The sequence below is a fragment of the Streptomyces sp. 5-10 genome (genome assembly GCF_014712245.1).
GTDB classification, from domain to species: domain Bacteria; phylum Actinomycetota; class Actinomycetes; order Streptomycetales; family Streptomycetaceae; genus Streptomyces; species Streptomyces violaceusniger.
The window spans coordinates 387,610-404,748 of the sequence record NZ_JACVYG010000001.1; the positions used below are offsets into that span (position 1 = coordinate 387,610).

Here is a 17,139-nt window from a genome sequence, read left to right on the forward strand (position 1 = left end):
GACCACCGGGGCGGCACGCCGCGTCAGGGCGCTGGCGGGGGTGCGGGAGCGCCCGCGGGCGGCGGGATCTTGGCGTAGGCGGCCGTGGTGGTGCCCGGCTCGGCCGGCGCCACCGCGCTCTCGCGCGGCATCAGGGCGTCACGCGCCGCGCCCGGGTCCCAGCCGGTGTCCGCCACCCGCTTCTGCACCAGGATCGCGGCCCCGAGGACCGCGAGGCCGAGCAGCACGATGACCACGATCCCGGCGGCGCCACCGGCCTTGCCCGCGTTGCCGATGAGCGCGCCGAACCAGCCGAAGTCGGCGTCGCCGAAGGTGGTGTTCTGGTCGCCGAACGCGCCGAGCGCCTTGAGCAGCAGGGCGGGCAGGAAGGTGATGAGCAGCCCGTTGAGGAACGCCCCCACCACCGCGCCGCGCCGGCCCCCGGTCGCGTTGCCGTAGACCCCGGCCGCGCCGCCGGTGAAGAAGTGCGGCACCAGACCGGGCAGCACCAGGGCGAGGCCGAAGGCCGGGTAAGTAAGTGTTGACTCTGGGGTTTAGGCCGTGGTCGGCCATCATGTCCTTCGTACGGGTGAACGAGACCAGTTCCCGAGGCCGTGCAGGTGTCCAGAACGCATGATCGGTGACGGCGGTTGAGTTCGACGCGACTGGCGGAGGGGAGCGACAGGTGGCACGCGAACGTGGCAGAAAGCGTGCAATTCGTGTGCTGGCCGCTCCGTTCGTCGTGGCCGCGCCACCGGGGGCGCGGATCAGGGGCCGCCTGAGGCTGAGTCCGGCCGATGAGAAGGTCCTGCGCCTGGTGGGCGAGCACCTCGGCCGCCACCAGCGGGCCGACTTGGCCGAGCGGGTCCGGATCGGCCGGGCCAGCGGGAAGGACACGCAGTGGGCCGAGCGGAAGAAGAAGCTCACCAAGGTGTCCTCAGCCCGCTGGGCCGGGGCGATGACCCGGGCCAGCGAGAACCAGTTCCAGCTGTCGATGCGCTGCCTGTACGACGAGCGCGCCAGCCTGCGCCCGAGCCGTTGCGGCATCTGGCCAACGCCCCAAGGGGCCGCTACCGGCTGGGCTCCGGTGTGGTCTTCCAGCACCGGCGTGGCGAGTGGCTGGACCGCGTCACCGCCCACCGGGCCGTGCGCTATGACATCACCTGTGACCCGGCCCGTGACCGCTGGTACTTGGACGCGTCCTGGACGGCCGACACGGCCGAGCCGCCCAACCTGAATGAGGTCAAGACCCCAGGTGCGCGGCTACTCGGAGTCGACCTCAACTCGGATCACCTGGCCGCCTGCGTGCTCGACCGGCACGGCAACCCGATCGGCGAACCGGTCACGATCCCATTGGACCTGACCGGCCCGGCGACCACGCGGGACGGACGGCTGCGCGCCGCGATCAGTGGGCTGATCGCCCTCGCTCACGAGCACGGCTGCGTGGGGATCGCGATCGAGGATCTGGACTTTGCCGACGCCCGCGCCACCGGTCGCGAGACCATGGGGCGCGGCAGGCGTGGCACGATGTTCCGCCGCACGGTGTCGGGCATCCCCACCGGCCGCTTCCGTGAGCGGCTGCGTGGCATGGCCTACCACCGGGGCCTGGTCGTCATCGCGGTCGACCCGGCGTACACCAGTCGCTGGGGCGGACAGCATTGGACCCGGCCTCTTCAGGACCAGTCGCGGAGGACTACGGTCACTCGGCACCACAGTGCTTCGGTGGCCATCGGACGGCGCGCCCTCGGGCACGGGATCCGGCGTCGGCCAGGTGTGACCGCCCACCACCGGAGGATGGTGGAGCGGAGAGCTACCGGCCAGACCGTGTCCCTCCCACGGGCGTGCGGGACCGCGAGTCCACCCAGGACGGCGGGCGCGCCCACCAAGGGCGGCAAGACCCGGCCACGCCGAGGTGACCAACTCGCGCTGTTCCCCGACCCTCAAGACCGTTTGGAGGGTCACCGGGCCATCGGGCCGGATTACGGCGAGTTGGCCAGCGCTGGCCAACGGCCCTAGGAACGGTTGAAAACCCAGGTGAGCTCACGCCAGTCGGCCGCCCGTACGTCGAGCCGGACGGCTTCGACGGGGAGCAGGTCTTTCACATCTTCCATGCAGGTCATCATGGATGACATGGCTCTGTCACACAGCCCCGGGGGGCGAAAACGGAGCGACAGCCTCCGCAGGGTCCGGCAAGCATACGAAGACCAGAACCGCGAACGCCTCGCACCCCCCGGCAACCACCAGGGCGCCGGGCAGCGACCAGGTGGCGAGCGGACCGGCGAGGGCCGCGCCGAGGGCGAAGCCGGTGATCTTCAGACTGGCGCCGGTGGTGAAGACCTGGCCGCGCAGCCGCTCGGGCGCCTCCCGGTGGCGGATCGCGAACAGGGCCGTGAGCTGGGGGCCCTCGGCGGCACCGGTGAGCAGCACGGCGGCGATCAGCGCGGCCGGGTGGCCGGTGGCCGCGAGCAGGGGCGCGAGGACGAGCAGCAGGGTGCCGCCGAGGAGCACGGTGTCCGGGCGCGGCGGCCGGGGGTGGCGGGAGAGTACCGCGCCCGCCACGAGGGCCGACGCTGCGGTGGCGGACAGCAGCAGGGCGCCGCGGTCGGCGCCGCCGAACACGGCCGCGCCGAGCGGCGGCCAGCAGGTGAGCAGCGCGCCCTGACCCACGCAGGAGACGACGGAGGTGGCGGTCGCCCGGGCCAGGGACCGGTTGCGGACGATGGCCCGCAGCCCGGCGGTGAGATCGGCGACGACCGACGTGCCCGGCGGTGGGGCCGACGCGCCCGGCGGTGGGGCCGACGCGCCCGGCGGTGGAGCCGACGCGCCCGGCGGTGCGGATCGCGCGGGCGCGGGGAGCGTCCAGGCGGCGGGCAGCGCGAGGCCGATCAGCGCGATGGACACGGCCACGGCGGCCGGTGCACCGGCCGTCCCCGCGACGGCTCCGGCGAGTGCGGGCCCCACCAGCGCGGCGAGGCTGAACGTCATCGCGTCGAGCGCCGTGGCGCGTGGGAGGCCCGGTGGCGGTGCCACTCGGGGCAGTTGGGAGGTCCATCCGCCGGACAGGGCGGGTCCCAGCAACCCCGCGCCCACCGCCAGGAGAACCGTGAGGGTGAACGGCACCCGTCCCAGGCCCAGGAGGATCGCGGCCAGCCCCGCCACGTAGAGGGCGAGCGCCACGGCCAGCAGTCGGCCGGGCCGGGCGGAGCGGTCGAGCAGCACCCCGAAGAGGGGTCCGCCGACCGCGGCCGCGGCCATGATCCCCGCCAGCAGCGATGAGCCGGAGGAGGGCGAGCCGGTGAGCGCCGGCCCGGCCAGCAGCAGCGCGGGGCCGGACATCTCGTCCCCCGCGCGGGCGGCGGCCGCCCCGCCCAGATAGCACCCCAGCGCGTAACGCCTCATCATGCCGAGCACGTTACGGGGCTAACGCAAAACCTCACCAGGTGCGTTACATTGAGCCACGTGTCACCGCCTTCGAACGACGACTGGTCCACCCGGCATTCGGTGCGGGCCACCGCCCGGCGCACCGCCGCCCTCGTCAATGCCCTGACCGCGGAGCCGAGCCCGGACCCCGCCGCGATCGCCGGGCTCCTGCTCGATCACGGTGAGTCCGGCCCGCTCGAGCTCACCGCCGACGATGTCGCGGGGATGCGCGCCGCGGCGCTGCGGCTGCGCGAGGTGTTCGCCGCCGGTCGTGTCGACGACGCCGCCGGGGTGCTGAACCGGCTGCTGCGCGAGGGCACGGGCCCGCTCCGGCTCAGCTCGCACGACGGCCGCTCGCCCTGGCACCCGCACCTGGACAGCGATGACGAGGCACCCTGGGGCGAGTGGTTCCTCGCCTCGTCGTGCATGGCGCTGACCGTGCTGCTCTGGGAGGGTCAGCGCCCACCGGGCGGTCTGTGCTCCTCCCCCAGCTGCGGCGATGTCTTCCTCACCGTGGGCAGCGGACCGGAGCGGCGCTACTGCTCACGCCGGTGCGCGACCCGTGAGCGGGTGGCCGCCCACCGGCGCGCCAAGGCCAGGGCCGGGTCCCGAACCCCGTAAAGGATCCCACGTAAAGGGACCCACGTGGACCCACCCGTCAGCCGGTGTGCATCGCATACGACGTGTCCCCCTGCGCCGGGTCCTCAACATGCCGGGCCCGCCGTCCGCGGCCTCCGATCCGGGAGCCGAGCCAGCCGAGCAGAAACCCGGCGGGGATGGTGATCAGGCCCGGATTGCGGAGCGGGAACCAGTGGAAGTCGCGCTCGGGGAAGACCGCGAGCGGATTGCCGGAGATCGCCGGGGAGAAGGCCATGGCCACGGCGGTGAGCAGAAGCCCCCCGTACAGCGCCCAGCGCAGCCCGTTCACCGTGAAGCCGCGCCACAGGGTGCCGTAGAGCACGACCGGCAGCAGGGCCGAGGCGGCGGCCGCGAAGGTGAAGGAGATCAGGACCTGCCGGTTCCAGTGCTGGGTGACGATGGCGAGGACGACGGCCACGACGCCGACGACCACGATGGCCGTACGGGCGGCGGCCAGCTCCCGGTTCGCCGAAAGACCGCCCTTGAAGACGACCTTGGCCAGGACGTCATGGGCGAGGGAGGCCGCGGCGGCCAGGGTGAGTCCGGCGACCGCCGCGAGGGTGGTGGCGACGACCGCGCAGGCCACGACGGAGAAGAGCAGACTTTGGTCGGCCTCCCGCGCCGCCGGGTCCAGGGCGAGGGTCAGCAGCAGCAGCGAGTCGCTGCCGGTGGGGTCGGAGGCGCGCAGGGCGCGGGCGCCGACGACGGCGGTGGCTCCGGCGCCCACGATCACGATCAGTCCGAGGATAGTGGTGACCGCGCCCACCGCCCAGGTGGTGGCGGCGCGGGCGGCCCGCATGCCGCGGATCGGATGGAGCCGCATGGTGAGGTGGGGCATGCAGGCCGCGCCGAAGGCGAGGGTGAGCTGGACGCTGATGACGTCCAGGCGGCCACTCAGGGAGTCCCCGTACTGACGGCCGGACTGCCAGAAGCCGTCGCCGTAGCCGCTGGCCTCGGCCGCCGCGTCGAAGAGGGTGGCCGGGTTCCAGGAGAAGCGCTTCAGCACCAGACAGGCGAGCAGGACGAACGCGGCGAGCAGCAGCACCGTCTTGAGGATCTGGACGAACCCGGTGCCCTTCATCCCGCCGAGCGCGGCGTAGCAGACCATGAGCGAGCCGATGAAGACGGTGCAGCCGGTGACCGCGCCGCTTCCCGGGATGCCGAGCAGCAGCGCCAGCATGGCGCCCGCGCCGTTGAGCTGGACCAGCAGCAGCGGCATGACGACCACCAGCACCACGACGGCGGTGCCGGTGCGGGCCGGGCGCTCGCTCAGCCGCTCGGAGAGGACGTCGCCGAGGGTGAACCGCCCCCGTCCGCACAGCGGTCCGGAGAGGACCAGCATGAACATCAGGATGGAGAGCGCGGTGGAGGTGGCGATGAGCACGCCGTCGAACCCGGCCAGGGCGATGGTGCCGGTGGTGCTGAGCACGGTGGCCGCGGAGATGTAGTCACCCGCGATGGCCAGGCCGTTCTGCATCGGGCTGAGCGCGCCGGTGCCGAGGTAGAACTCGGTGGGGTCGTCGTTGCCGGTGGCCGCGAGGATACACAGCAGGAACGAGACGGCCATGAAGCCCGCGAAGAGCACGAACGCGAGCGTTCTGGGGTCCAGGAAGCTCACCGCTCCCCCTCCCCCGCGGCGCCGGCCCGGCGGTGGGCCCGGGCCAGGACGGTGAGCAGCACCGCCGTGTCCAGGCCGATCAGCATGGCGCCCACGGTGAACCCGCCGCCCGCGCCGAGGTTGACGACGCCTTCGGCGGCGCAGTTGACCACCACGGCGGCCACATGACAGGTGAGCGCGGTACAGGCCGCCCGCGCCGACCAGGGCCACGGCCGCTGCCACGGTGACCGCCGTGTCGGCGGAGGCGGCGGCGCGGGGCGGGGCGGGATCGTGCCGGTGCGGCGCGCGGTGCGGGACGGGGCGGACGGGAACGGACCCCAGGGGTGGTCGTGGTCGGACATGTCGCGGCTCCTTGTGCGGGTTCCGTCCCGGGTCGCCGGGGCGGAAACGCCACGACAGCAGGTCAGAGGGGTCGCGTACAGCCCAACCGGCGGACCGTGTGACGGGCGCACATGATCGGCGCGGGGCCGTTGTGCACGCCCACATCGGCTCGGCAGACGGGTGGGTCTCAGGGCGTCAGCAGCCGGTGCGCGGACAGCGCGAGCGACAACTCCATGACCTCGCGCGGGTGGTCCAGCGAACGCCCGGTCAACTGCTCGTAGCGGCGCAGCCGGTTGAGCACCGTATTGCGGTGGCAGAACAGCAGCCCGCCCGCGCGGCGCGCCGATCCCCCGGCCTCCAGCCAGGCGGCCAGCGTCGTCAGCAGCGTCTCCCGGTCGGCGGACTCCAGCGCCAGGACCGGTCCGAGCATCCGCTCGGCGAGCGCGGTGCCGAGGTCCGGGGAGGACACCACGAGCGCCTCCGGATAGCGCTCCTCCAGCAGTGCCGCCGACCCGGCGGCCGGGCGGGTGCGCAGCGCCGTGTCGGCGAGCCGGCGGGCCGTGTTGATCGCGGCGAGCCCGGTCACGGCGGGGCTGACCCCGGCCCGTGCGCCGGGCGGCACCTCCAGCCCGCGCACCAGCCGCTCCACGCCGGTGTCTCTGTCGCCGTCGCCGTCGCCGTCGCCGCCTCCGTCGCCGTCGCCCTTGCCGAGCAGCACGATGGCGTGGGCGGTGCCCTCCGCCGTGTGCCAGACGGTACGGAGTCCGTCGCCCACCTCGACGGAGTGCGGCGTCCGGCACGCGGCGTCGGCGTCCTCCAGCGCCACGACCGCGTAACGCCCCTGCTCGGGCAGGCCGAGTACCTGCTCGGCCTCGGGGAAGTCGCTCACCCGGGCGGTGCCGTCGAGCAGGGCCGCGACGATGATCCGGTAGCGGTTCTCCCGGTGCCAGGAGAGCTGCCGCTCGACCTCCTGGTACGCCGTGGCGACGAGGGTGCAGTGCTCGTCGACGAAGTTCCACACATCGGCGGCGACATGGACCAGCGACGGGGCGCCGAGCGGGTCCTCCCTGGAGGCGGTCTCCAGGAGCTGCTCCCAGACGACGGTGCAGCCGATGCGGTACGCGTGCAGCAGCGCGTCCAGCGGAAAGCCCTGGGCGGCGCGGTCCGTGCCGATCCGCCACGCGCAGGACCGGGCCGATTCACGCGTCTCCTTGGGGTGCACCAGCGAGCGCACATTGTGGCTGAGCGAGTCGTGGACCTCCCGCCACACCTCGTGCGCGTCCACGGCGGCGGAGCGGTAGGCGGGCTCCCGCTCCTTCATCAGCGCGACGATACGGTCCGTCAGCCGTGGTACCTCCTCGATGAGCACCCGTGCGGCGCGGTGCAGCAGCGCCACGGTCTCGGCGTCGGCCCGCGACCGGATCGGCGGACGGGCGGCGGGCATCCGGGGCGGCGTCCGGACCCGGTCGGCGGACAGGCGGGGGGCGCGGCCCATGGCGGGGGCGGAAGCGCGGGAGCCGGTGACGGGGTGCATGAACGATCCTCCACCTGTGACGGGCAATGCGCAGCTCAACGCGGCAGCGTGAGGCCACGGCCAGGTTCGATACCAGAGCCTGCACGGCTATTGCACCATCGGCATACCGGCGGGTCGGTGCCTTCCGCGAATTCTCCCGTGCGCCCGGCGGGCCGCGAGGCGAAACCGCGGCGCGGTGGGCCGGGGCTACGGCGGGGTCCGCGTCGGCCGGAAGCGGTTCGGCGTCCGCAGGATATGCTGTCGATCACTTGAATCTTCGGGGGGAGAGTTCCGCATGCTCGATCGTCTGGCGGTCCATGAACTGATCCACCGCTGGTGGTTCGCCTTCGACGAGGGGCAGTTCGACGTCTGGCCGGAGCTGCTGACCGAGGACGTCCACATGACCTCCCGCTCGGACACGGGGAAGTCCCCGTACGAGGAGTTCATCGCCTCCGACAACCGGGGCCGCGAGCAGGTGATCGCCTGGCAGCGGCAGCACCGCGAGGCGGCCGGCTATCCGCTGCGCCACAACGCCTCGAACATCCACATCGAGCGGGTCGACGGCGATGACATCTCGGTGGTGTCGTACATGTACGCCACCAACATCACCGACGGTCAGGTGACCCCGATCGCCGGCGGTGTGGTCCGCTGCGTGGTCCGCTCCGACGGCGCCGCCTACCGCCTCGCGGAGCTCCACATCGTGCTGGACACCCACGCGGTGGCCTTCACCGAGCGCCAGGCGTAGCGCTCACCTCCGTTCCGGCGCCGGTCACGTCGGCGACGCTACCGGGGCGTATGCCGCCGAAGACACCGAATATCCGGGCGGGGCCGCACCACGATGGCGGCGGCCACCTCGAAGAGGTGACCGCCGCTCCCCCGTGTGTTCCCCCGTCGGCTCTGCCTATCGTGTGGCTCCGGGCTTACCAGCCCTTGGTCACGCGGTAGGCCTTCAGGGATCCGCAGTTCGATCCGTAGGTCCAGGTGGACTGGTTGTCGATGCCCCCGGCCCAGTCCACGCACTTGCCGCGCCCGTCGCCGTACACCGGGCCCGCGTACGAGGTGTACGCGCCGCCGTCCTCGGCCGACTCGTCGGCGCCCTGAACGTACAGGTAGGCGAACATGGGAACCGGCTTGCCCGTGGCGTTCCGGACGGTGACCACGCAGTTCTTGCCCTTGGCGGAGTTGTAGGTGAGGAAGACGGTGCCCTTGGAGCCGATGGGCGCCGAGTTCACCACCTTGTACCCGCTGCCGCACACCCCGTTGTACGCGGCCCTGGTGGCGGCCGACGCCTGCGGCGTCAGGGCCACGGTGCCCGCGACGGCGGTGGCGAGGACCGCGGTGGCGGCCATACGACGAGAAAGATTCATTTGTCCCCCTTAATGATTCTTCATGGGCGAAGGCGCTGTTTGCGTCTGCCTAGGGAGACATGCGGAGATGGTGGATGGTTGTACGCCGTCATGACGCGGTTCACGGCGGCCCGTTGAACGCACCGACCGGGCTTCCCGTACTCCCCGGGACGGGCGAACCGCCCGTCGCCGCACCGACCCCGGAGGGCCGCACCGGATGATCACGTACCGCACCGCCGCCGTGGGCGCTCTTCTCGGGGCCCTCCCCTGTCTGTTCACGGCTCTGGCCGCTCCGCCCGCGCAGGCGCACGGGGCGCCGACCGACCCGGTGAGCCGGACGTTCGCCTGCTCACCCGAGGGCGGGGGCGCGGCGCGGTCGGCGGCGTGCCGGGCGGCCCGGGCCGCGGGCGACCCGGAGGCGGCGGACTGGGACAACGTGCGGATCGCGGGGGTGGCGGGCAAGGACCGGGAGCGGATCCCGGACGGAAAGCTGTGCAGCGGGGGCCTGGAGGCGTACCGGGGTCTGGACCTGCCGCGCGCCGACTGGCCTGCGACGCGGCTGTCGCCCGGGGCGGACCTCACGCTCACCTATCGGTCGACGATCCCGCACACGGGGACCTTCGAGCTGTATCTCACCAAGGAGGGCTACGACCCGACGCGGCCGCTGACGTGGGCCGATCTGGAGGCGAAGCCGTTCGCCACGGCCAAGGACCCCGCGCTGGTGGACGACGCGTACCACATCGAGGCCACGCTGCCCGCCGGCCGGACCGGCCGTCAGCTGCTCTACACGATCTGGCGGAACACCAGCACCCCGGACACCTACTACTCCTGCTCCGATGTGGTGTTGGGGGCCCCGGCGAAGGGCTCCTCGGGCGCGGCCCCGTCGTCCGGGGCCGCCGCGCCTCCGTCCCAGGCCGCCACGGAGCCGTCGCGTGCCGCCGCCCCGCCCTCCCGCGCCACCTCCGACGTCTCCGCCGCCGACGAGGACGACGGCAACACCACTCCGGTGCTGCTCGCCGGTGGCGCGTCCGTGCTGGTGCTGGGCGCGGGTGTCGCCGCCACCGTACGACGGCGACGCCCGAGCCGCTGACCGGCCTGACGGGCCCGACGGATGCGACGGATGCGACGGATGCGACGGATGCGACGGATGCGACGGATGCGACGGATGCGACGGATGCGACGGCCCTGACGGGCCGTCACCGGTAGCCGTACCGGGCCGTGACGTGGCGCGGGTAGTAGCGCTCGTCGGGCGCGGGCCGGTACTCCTTCCAGCGCGGCGTGTCGCCGGTGGGCTGGTCGCCGAGGACGGTCACCCGCTGCCCCCTGCGGGGCCCGGTGTAGTCGTTGACGGCCAGGTGCTGGGTGGCGCGGTTGTCCCACATGGCGACGGCGCCGGGCTGCCAGCGGTAGCGGCAGTTGAACCGGGGCGACTCGGAGTGCTCGAAGAGGTACTGCAGCAGCGCGTCGCTCTCCGGGCGGCTGAGCTGCGGGATGTGCGAGGTCCACATGCGCGTCACGTACAGCGAGCGCCTGCCGGTCTCGGGGTGGATCCGCACCACCGGGTGTTCTGCGGAGTGCTCGCCGGTCTGCGGGGTGTTGAGGACGTGAACGGCGGTGAGCCCGTCGAGGAGGTCGCGCATCGGCTCGGAGAGCGTCTCGTAGACCAGGTACTGGTTGCTCCACATGGTGTCGCCACCGGAGGCGGGGCACACCTGGAGGTGGAGGATCGAGGCGACCGGCGGATTGGGCTGGAAGGTCACGTCGATGTGCCACTCGTCGGCCTTGGCGCCCTGGTCCGCGTCCAGGACGACGATCTCGGGATGGCCCTCGACCTTCGGCAGGAACGGATGGACCTCCAGCTCCCCCAGCCGCCGCCCCAGGGCGATATGCGCCTCCGGCGAGAGGTGTTCCTGGTCCGGGAAGAAGACCACCAGGTGCTTGAGCAGCAACTGGTGGATCCGCTCGAAGAGTTCGTCGGTGAGCTCGGTCAGATCGACACCGCGGATCTCCGCGCCGAGCGCTCCGGAGACGGGGGTCACGACCAGTTCGGGGGTGGGCATGGGAAACCGTCCTCACATGGGTTGCGGTCGGCCGGCCGGTGCGGCCGGCACTCGGTGGGCGCGCGGGTCGGGGAGGAGACCGAGCTGCTGCAGCCGGTCCAGCAGGGTCAGCGGGCGCGGGCCGAGGCCCGACATGTTGTGGGTGACGGTGTGCAGCAGCCGGGGGTTGGCACCGGTGTGACGAACGGCCCGGCGGCCCAGCACCCGGCCGCGCCACGACAGATCGGTGACCATCCGCGCCGCGTTGCCGCTGGTCGTGGCCGCCTGGGCGAGCAGGGGCAGCTGCCGGTCGTGGTAGTCGCGCAGTGCGCCGTCCACCGCCGCGGCCGACATCTCGCCGGTGCGCTCCAGATGGCCCGACAGCCGCTCGGCGAGGGCACCGGCGCTGGTGATGGCGGTGTTCATGCCCTGCGCGGCCATCGGGTGGACGGCGTACGCGGCCTCGCCGACCAGTGCGAGGCCCCGGCCGGCCAGCCGGGGCGACAGCAGCCGTCCGACGGGGAGTGTCTGACGGCTGTCGAGATGCGCGAGCAGGGGCCCGGTCAGCGGCTCCAGGGCGGGCACCTGGGACAGCGCCCTGGCCGCCCAGTCGGCCAGCTCCCCGCGTGCCGTGACACCGCGCAGCTCATCGGGTCCGGCCTGGAGGTAGAGCCGCAGCCGGCCGCCCGGCAGCGGATAGAGCAGCCGCAGCCCCCGGTCGGTGACATACGCGGAGAAGTCGTCGGCCCGCGCCGCCGCGTCGGCGTCGCCGATGTCGAAGGAGACCAGCCGGTGCGGGTAGTCGACCCGTCGGGCCTCGATGCCCGCCCAGGACCGCAGCCGTGAGGAGATGCCGTCGGCGGCGACCACGAGCGGGGCCCGCTCCTCGTGGACCCTGCCGCCCTCGGCCAGCCGCAGTCCGGTGATCCGGCCGGAGTCGTCGCGCAGCGGCGCCTCCGCGCGCACCCCCCGGCGCAGTTCCACACCCGGCCCGAGGCTCTCGGCCAGGGCGGCGAGGATGGTCGTGTGGTCGTGGGCCAGCAACCACTGGTCGGGGGCGGGCAGTTGGCCGTAGTCGAGGGACATCAGCGCGGTGCCGCGCGGATCGCGGACGACCAGCCGTGCGAGCCGGACCGCGCCCTGGGCGTCGAGCCGCCTCTCCACGCCCCAGGAGCGCAAGCGGCGCAGCGCGCCCGGCTGGAGCACCTCGCCCTTGGCGATCGGGCGGATCCTCGGCTGCTTGTCGACCACCAGGACGTCCAGTCCGAGGCCGCCGAGGGCGCGGGCCGCCGCGAGACCGCCGACGCCCGCCCCGCACACCAGCACATCGGGGCTCATCGCCCGCCTCCTTCGCCGGTGCCGGTTCGGCCGGTCCCGGTAGCGCGAGTGGCTTCCACGGCCTCCGCCGAGCGGTAGTGGGCGAGGGCCCGCACCGCCAGCCCCGCCGCGATGCCGTCGTCGGCGTAGCGCGCACAGCCGCGGATGTACTCGTTGACCGGGGCCGGGGTCCAGCCGCCGTCCGCCCGCTGGGCGTCGACGAGCCAGCGGGCCGCCGCCGCGAGGGCGGGGTCGGTGGGGTTCAGCCCGGCGGCGAGCAGCCCGCGCAGCGCCCAGGCGGTCTCCTCTACGGTGCCCCGCCGGGTGGTGCCCGGCCCGGTGCGCTCGCCCGTGCCCCACGAGCCGTCGGGGTGCCGGGTGCGCAGCAGCCAGTCCCTGGCCCGGGCCGCCGCCCGGTGGTGTTCCTCGGTGCGGCCCGCCCGGCTGAGCGCCTCCAGCGCCGCGGCCGTCCCGGGCGTGCCGCCGCGGTACCACATGGCCTCGTACGAGCCGTCGGGGCGCTGCCGGCCGACCAGCCAGCGCACCGCCCTGACCACGCGTGGGTCGTCGGCCCCGGCCCCGGAGTCGAGCAGGGCGCCCACGACCTTGGCGGTCATCTGGGGGCAGGGCCCGAAGCCGCCCGGTTTGCTGTTCCGTACGGCGAGGCTCCAGGACCCGGCCACGTCCTGGCCGGCGGTCAGCCACCCCAGCCCGGCGCGCGCGTGGCGGTCGTCCGCGCCGCCTGGCAGCCGCAGCAGGATGGCGGCGGCCTCGGCCGTCTCCAGGGCCATCGGCCAGCTGCGCGGGCTGGAGAACCCCCAGTAGCCGGCCGGGCAGCCGAGCGCGTCGAACGGCTCGGGCTGCTGGTGGCGGTGGAGCATCTCGCGGGTGCCGATCAGCTGGGGGTCGTCGGCGTGACCGGCCTCGATCAGCGCGGCGGTGGCGAAGTTCGTCCAGGTCACATCGAGGGGCATCAGATCCCAGGAGCCGTCGGGGCCGGCCGCCGAGCGCAGCCAGCGGGCGGCGGTGCCGACCAGGTCGGGCGCCTGGCCGGAGCGGGCGAGGCCGAGGCAGATGAGTCCGGTGAGCCAGGGGTCGGTGCTGAACCCGCCGGTGGCGCCCTCGCGTTCGTACGCGTCACGGACGATGGCCAGGGCCCTCGGCCGGGCCAGCCGGTCCAGGGCGCGGCCGGCCGGGCCGCGGCGGCGGTGGGCGGACTGGGCGAGCGCCTGGCTCGCGTAGATGGGCAGCCGCAGGCTGAGCAGGCGGCGGCTGAGGCCGGGGAAGAGCAGCAGCTCCAGGGGGAGTCGGCGCTGGGCGCCGTCGTGGGGCAGTCCGGCGAAGGTGTGGAACTGGCGGATGAGGGCGGTCATCGCGGGTTCCGGGACGGCCGCGGAGCCGCCGAGCTCCTCGAACCGGGCCCGTGCGGCGCGTACGGCCGACGCCGCCCGGCGGGGGGCGAGCAGGTGGAGCGCCGCGGCGGCGAGCGCGGTGGTGAGGGGTTCGGTGGGCACGGAGCGCATGGCCCAGCCGCCGTCGTCCCGCTGGGTCTCGCACAGCCAGGTGACACCGCGCTCGATGGTCTCCGCCGAGCCCTCGGGGTCGGCGAAGTGCAGTGCGGTGAGGGCTCCGGCGGTGTTCAGCGGGGAGGCGTGGTGCGCGCCGAAGACGAAGGCGCCGTCGTCGCGCCGGTGGGCGAGGAGCGCCTCGGCACCGGTGGTGACGGCCGTGCCGACGCTCTCGGTCAAGGCGGAAGCGGGCATGCGATCGGACCCTTCTGCTGGTGGCGCGCCGTCTCAGGGGCGGGGATCGGGGAGGCCGGGCCCGCCGTCGGCCAGGGGTGGCGCGGGGAATTCGTGGCGGGACCGCATCCGGCTCTGGGTGATGACGCTGACCGCGAGGAGCGGCGTCAGCAGCGCCAGGGCGGGTGCCGCGCCGGCGCCCGCGGCCACCACCGCCGCGGCCAGCACCAGGCGTTCGGCGACGAGGACGGCGTGGGCGCGCAGCGCCAGCGCGGGGGCGAGGTGCCCCGGTGACCGCAGCAGCAGCCCGAAGGCGCCCGCGCCGCACAGCGCCGCCGCCGACAGCAGCACGAGGTACCCGGCCGGGTCCCTGGGCACCAGCCCGGTGGCGGCGCAGGCCACGGCCACGGCGGCCAGATACAGCGCGGCCGCGATGTGGGTGGCGCGCCTAAGGCCCCGGCGCACCGGCACGGTGGCGTAGCCGCCCTCGCGGTCGCCGTCGACGTCGCGGAGGGCGCCGACGAGGTTGGACGCGGTGTCATGGGCCAGGAACACCAGGGCGAAGGGCAGCGCCCGCAACGGTGGCCACGGCTGGACGGCCATCGCGCCGAAGAGCACGGTGAGCGCGGTCAGCACGCCGCGGATGAGATTGCCCGGCAGGCCCCGCCCCTTGAGGACCCGGCTGTACGCCACGATGCCCGCCATGGCGGCGGCGGCCACGGCCACGGCGCGCCAGTTCGCCCACAGGGCCAGCACGGCGACGGCCAGGATGCAGCCGATGCCCGTGGCCACGGCCGTACGCGGGCTCAACCGCCCCGAGGGTATGGGGCGTTGGGGCTTGCTGAGGGCGTCGAGGTCACGGTCGTAGTAGTCGCCGAGGTAGTGGCCGGCGACCCAGCCGAGGGTCGGCGCGGCCCAGGCCACCGTCAACTGCCCCGTGGTGGGGTGGGCTCCGGCGAGCGTGGCCCCGGCGAGTCCGACCAGCCCCGGGTACCAGAGGGTGTACGGGCGCCAGGTCTGCAGATGGGCCAGGAGCGCGGTGCGCGGGGCCGCCACGGCGTCACCGGTCCCGGCTGACCGACAGATCGGCCACCGCCGCGAGTACGGCGGTGGCCCGGGAGCGGGGCAGCCGCTCCAGACAGGACTTGGCGCGGTCGGCCTGGGCCGTGGCCCGGTTTCGCGCGGCGGTGAGCGCGCCGGTCGTCTCCAGCAGCTCGTGCACCGTCCCCAGCGCGTCGGCGGCGGGCAGGGCGCCACCGAGCGCCGCCTCCAGCCGGGCGCGGGCCGGGGCGCCGGCCATGGCGTGGCAGAGCAGGACGGGGAAGGTGGGCCGGGCGGCCGCGATGTCGCTGAGCGCGGACTTGCCGGCGGTGCGGCTGTCGCTGGTGTACGGCAGCAGGTCGTCGTGCATCTGGAAGGCCAGGCCCAGATGTTCGGCGTAGGAGGTGAGCGCGTGCTGCTGGGCGGGGGATCCGCCGCCCAGGATCGCCCCGCCCCGGCAGGCGGCCCGGAACAGCGCCCCGGTCTTCAGGGCGATCATGGTGAGGTAGCGGTCGAGTCCGCACCCGAGGTCGCCCCTGAGCTCGCCCTCCATCGCCTGGCCGCGGCACAGATCGACGCCCGCCCGGGCGAAGACCCGCACCGCGCCGAGGACCCGGTCCGGCGGCGGCCCGGCGGAGTCCCCGGTGAGCGGTCCGGCGTCCTCGGCGCCGTCGGTGAGCACGCCGAACACGCCCAGCATCAGGGCGTCCCCGGTGACGATGGCGTCGGTGGTGCCGTAGCGCGCCGCGACGGACGGGCGGCCCCGCCGCATGGTGTCGCCGTCGATGACATCGTCGTGGACGAGGGATCCCACATGGAGGTACTCCACGCTCAGCGCGGCCGGGACGACGGCCGGTCCGCCGCCGCCCACCGCCTCCGCCGACTCCATGAGCAGCAGCGGGCGCAGCAGCTTCCCGGCCGGGAGCAGGGCGTACCGGGAGATCTGGTGGAGGCGTTCGGCCTCCCGCGGCCAGCGCCGGTCGAGCTCGCGCAGCAGGAGCTCCATGGTCGGGGCGGCCTCGGCCAGCGGGTCGGCCACCTCGGTGACCGCGACGTCGGGCAGGGTCATACGAACGCCTCCCGGTACTTCCCGGCGAGCTCCGCGAACGCCTGGTTGGCCTCGGGCTCGGCGACGGTCACCCGGATCCCCTCGCCCGGTTTGCCGCACACCACCACGCCGTGGTCCGCGCAGAACTGGGTGAAGCGCTCCACACCGGACGTCATGGGCAGCCACAGGAAGTTGCCCTGGCTCGCGGGCGCCTCCCAGCCCTGGTCGAGCAGGGTCCGGTGGAGCCGGTCGCGCTCCTCGGCGGTCTCGGCGCACTGCCGGAGCACCCGCTCATGGGCGCCGAGCGCGGCGATGGCGGCCTCCTGCGCCACGGCGCTCACCCGGTAGAAGGGCAGGATCGTGCGGAGCGGGGCGAGCACGGGCTCATGCGCCACGAGGTAGCCGACCCGCAGGCTGAGCAGGCCGTACGACTTGGAGAACGTCCGCACCACACAGACCCGTTCGTCGGCGCGGTGCAGGGTGATGCCGTCGGCGATGGCGGCGGGGTCGGCGAAGTCCCGGTACGCCTCGTCGATGACGACGGTGACGTGGGCGGGGAGCCGGTCGAGGAAGCGAAGGATCCGGTCATGGTCCAGCGCGGTGCCGGTGGGGTTGTTGGGGGTGCACAGCAGGACCATGCGGGTGCGGTCGGTGACGGCGTCGGCCATCGCCTTCAGGTCGTGGTCGTATCCGGTGAGCGGCACCCGGACGGTGGTGGATCCGGCGTTGGCCGCCATCATCGGGTACGCCTCCCAGGAGGGCCAGGCGTGCACCGTGTCGGTGTCGGGTCCGGTGAGGGTGGAGAAGAGCTGCTGGAGCAGCGCGCCGGAACCCGGTCCGGCGAGCACGTGCCCCGGCTCCACTCCCAGATGTGCGGCGAGGGCCTGACACAGCCCGCCGCCGAGGGCGTCCAGGGTACGGTGGGCGGTCCGCGCGGTGCGCAGGACGGCGTCCACCACTTCCGGAAGCGGCGGGTGAACGGTTTCGTTGAGCGACATCTGATGGAAGGGATTGTTCTCCGCGACCACCGGAGTCATGCGATTCCAGCCATCGTGCATCGGGCACCATCCATCCATTCCAGCGGGGATTCGGGCGGAGGGAGGAATGTCACCGCGC

Annotated in this window: 15 protein-coding genes and 1 pseudogene; 4 read left to right on the forward strand and 12 right to left on the reverse strand. The window is 73.9% G+C overall.

The features are described 5' to 3' along the window. Positions 1-23: 23 nt before the first annotated feature. Positions 24-509, reverse strand: a pseudogene (locus IEJ02_RS01820) (PTS transporter subunit IIC); the annotation flags it as partial. 508 nt (positions 510-1,017) lie between these two features. Here IEJ02_RS01820 and IEJ02_RS01825 point away from each other — a divergent pair. Then, the gene (locus IEJ02_RS01825; protein ID WP_191063004.1) at positions 1,018-1,995 is read left to right on the forward strand and encodes a transposase; all 978 of its coding nucleotides are present in this window, start codon (positions 1,018-1,020) and stop codon (positions 1,993-1,995) included. Between the two features lie 123 nt (positions 1,996-2,118). On the opposite strand, the gene IEJ02_RS01830 is transcribed toward IEJ02_RS01825, so the two are convergent. Next, a complete protein-coding gene (locus tag IEJ02_RS01830) occupies positions 2,119-3,381 on the reverse strand; it encodes an MFS transporter (RefSeq protein ID WP_191063005.1) in 1,263 nt (420 codons plus the stop codon). Between the two features lie 57 nt (positions 3,382-3,438). Here IEJ02_RS01830 and IEJ02_RS01835 point away from each other — a divergent pair, with 57 nt between their 5' ends. Next, a complete protein-coding gene (locus IEJ02_RS01835; protein ID WP_191063006.1) occupies positions 3,439-4,020 on the forward strand; it encodes a CGNR zinc finger domain-containing protein in 582 nt (193 codons plus the stop codon). A 37-nt stretch (positions 4,021-4,057) separates the two neighbouring features. Here the strand turns inward: IEJ02_RS01835 and IEJ02_RS01840 are convergent, their stop codons facing one another. The 3 genes from IEJ02_RS01840 to IEJ02_RS01850 all read right to left on the reverse strand — a co-directional run bounded on the left by IEJ02_RS01840 (position 4,058) and on the right by IEJ02_RS01850 (position 7,511). Then, complete coding sequence (locus IEJ02_RS01840) at positions 4,058-5,656, reverse strand: sodium/solute symporter (RefSeq protein WP_191063007.1); 1,599 nt, start codon at positions 5,654-5,656, stop codon at positions 4,058-4,060. After that, positions 5,653-5,997 carry a hypothetical protein gene (locus IEJ02_RS01845; RefSeq protein ID WP_191063008.1) on the reverse strand — a complete coding sequence of 115 codons (345 nt, stop codon included), beginning with the start codon at positions 5,995-5,997 and terminating at the stop codon, positions 5,653-5,655. The genes IEJ02_RS01840 and IEJ02_RS01845 overlap by 4 nt, the downstream gene beginning before the upstream one ends. A gap of 167 nt (positions 5,998-6,164) precedes the next feature. Beyond that, positions 6,165-7,511: a PucR family transcriptional regulator gene (locus tag IEJ02_RS01850; protein ID WP_191063009.1), complete on the reverse strand. Its 1,347-nt coding sequence runs from the start codon at positions 7,509-7,511 to the stop codon at positions 6,165-6,167. 274 nt (positions 7,512-7,785) lie between these two features. Here IEJ02_RS01850 and IEJ02_RS01855 point away from each other — a divergent pair, with 274 nt between their 5' ends. Then, positions 7,786-8,235, forward strand: coding sequence for a nuclear transport factor 2 family protein (locus tag IEJ02_RS01855; RefSeq protein ID WP_191063010.1), 450 nt, complete (start codon positions 7,786-7,788; stop codon positions 8,233-8,235). Positions 8,236-8,410: 175 nt separating this feature from the next. Here the strand turns inward: IEJ02_RS01855 and IEJ02_RS01860 are convergent, their stop codons facing one another. Then, positions 8,411-8,839 (reverse strand): spore-associated protein A, encoded by a 429-nt coding sequence (locus tag IEJ02_RS01860; protein WP_370466945.1) that lies wholly within the window; start codon positions 8,837-8,839, stop codon positions 8,411-8,413. Positions 8,840-9,053: 214 nt separating this feature from the next. Here IEJ02_RS01860 and IEJ02_RS01865 point away from each other — a divergent pair, with 214 nt between their 5' ends. Beyond that, complete coding sequence (locus tag IEJ02_RS01865; RefSeq protein ID WP_191063012.1) at positions 9,054-9,926, forward strand: lytic polysaccharide monooxygenase auxiliary activity family 9 protein; 873 nt, start codon at positions 9,054-9,056, stop codon at positions 9,924-9,926. 106 nt (positions 9,927-10,032) lie between these two features. On the opposite strand, the gene IEJ02_RS01870 is transcribed toward IEJ02_RS01865, so the two are convergent. Genes IEJ02_RS01870 through IEJ02_RS01895 form a run of 6 tightly spaced genes read right to left on the reverse strand, consistent with a single transcriptional unit; the run spans position 10,033 to position 17,021 of the window. Further along, a complete protein-coding gene (locus tag IEJ02_RS01870; RefSeq protein ID WP_191063013.1) occupies positions 10,033-10,896 on the reverse strand; it encodes a TauD/TfdA dioxygenase family protein in 864 nt (287 codons plus the stop codon). 12 nt (positions 10,897-10,908) lie between these two features. Further along, entirely contained in the window at positions 10,909-12,213 is a 1,305-nt protein-coding gene (locus IEJ02_RS01875; RefSeq protein ID WP_191063014.1) for an FAD-dependent oxidoreductase, read from the reverse strand. After that, complete coding sequence (locus IEJ02_RS01880) at positions 12,210-13,955, reverse strand: prenyltransferase/squalene oxidase repeat-containing protein (protein WP_191063015.1); 1,746 nt, start codon at positions 13,953-13,955, stop codon at positions 12,210-12,212. Before IEJ02_RS01880 ends, IEJ02_RS01875 begins: the two co-directional genes overlap by 4 nt. Before the next feature lie 33 nt (positions 13,956-13,988). Further along, positions 13,989-14,990 (reverse strand): UbiA family prenyltransferase, encoded by a 1,002-nt coding sequence (locus IEJ02_RS01885; protein WP_191063016.1) that lies wholly within the window; start codon positions 14,988-14,990, stop codon positions 13,989-13,991. A gap of 4 nt (positions 14,991-14,994) precedes the next feature. Continuing rightward, positions 14,995-16,044, reverse strand: coding sequence for a polyprenyl synthetase family protein (locus IEJ02_RS01890; RefSeq protein WP_191063017.1), 1,050 nt, complete (start codon positions 16,042-16,044; stop codon positions 14,995-14,997). After that, positions 16,041-17,021 carry an aminotransferase class I/II-fold pyridoxal phosphate-dependent enzyme gene (locus tag IEJ02_RS01895; RefSeq protein WP_223863197.1) on the reverse strand — a complete coding sequence of 327 codons (981 nt, stop codon included), beginning with the start codon at positions 17,019-17,021 and terminating at the stop codon, positions 16,041-16,043. Before IEJ02_RS01895 ends, IEJ02_RS01890 begins: the two co-directional genes overlap by 4 nt. Between the last annotated feature and the right edge of the window lie 118 nt (positions 17,022-17,139).